The sequence below is a fragment of the Micromonospora sp. CPCC 206060 genome, from assembly GCF_036906895.1.
Taxonomy (GTDB): domain Bacteria; phylum Actinomycetota; class Actinomycetes; order Mycobacteriales; family Micromonosporaceae; genus Micromonospora.
Genome location: NZ_JBAKHU010000259.1, coordinates 1 through 843, shown reverse-complemented (window position 1 = coordinate 843; position 843 = coordinate 1). Strand labels below are relative to the sequence as shown.

The window sequence follows — 843 nt, the reverse complement described above, 5'->3', positions numbered from 1 at the left end:
CACCGACAAGGTGATCGAGGGGATGACCGAGTGGCAGAACCGGCCTCTCGACCCGGTGTATCCGGTCGTGTTCATCGACGCGATCAACGTGAAGATCCGGGACGGGCAGGTCGCGAACCGGCCGATCTACGTCGCGATGGCGGTCACCGTCGACGGTCACCGGGACGTCCTCGGGATCTGGGCCGGCGATGGTGGCGAAGGCGCCAAGCACTGGCTGCACGTGCTGACCGAGTTGAAGAACCGCGGCGTGGCTGACGTGCTCATGCTCGTCTGCGACGGCCTCAAGGGCCTGCCGGAGGCGGTGGAGACGGTGTGGCCGCGCACAATCGTGCAAACCTGTGTCGTTCACCTGCTGCGTAACTCGTTCCGGTACGCGGCCCGCCAGGACTGGGCGAAGATCGCCGCCGCGCTCAAGCCGGTGTACACCGCCGCGACCGAGGACGCCGCGACCGAGCGGTTCCTGGAGTTCGCCGAGGCATGGGGCAGGAAGTATCCGGCGATCGTCAAGCTGTGGGAGAACGCCTGGGCGGAGTTCGTGCCGTTCCTGGCCTTCGACGTCGAGATCCGCAAGGTCATCTGCTCCACGAACGCGATCGAGAGCGTCAACGCGCGCATCCGCAAGGCCGTCCGGGCTCGTGGACACTTCCCGAATGAGCAGGCCGCGCTCAAGTGCGTGTACATGGCGTTGATGAGCCTCGACCCGACCGGCACCGGACGCCGCCGCTGGACGATGCGCTGGAAAGCGCCCCTGAACGCGTTCCAGATCGCCTTCGAGGGCCGGCTCACCCCGGCCAACCACTGACCACCTCAACAACCAAGATCAGCCGTTAACTTGACACTCCC

The 843-nt window shown here is 66.1% G+C and carries 1 protein-coding gene; it reads left to right on the top strand.

The window, feature by feature from the left end:
- The coding region (locus V6U90_RS33605; RefSeq protein WP_334445231.1) for an IS256 family transposase at window positions 1-802 on the top strand (802 nt) is incomplete at its 5' end.
- Between the last annotated feature and the right edge of the window lie 41 nt (window positions 803-843).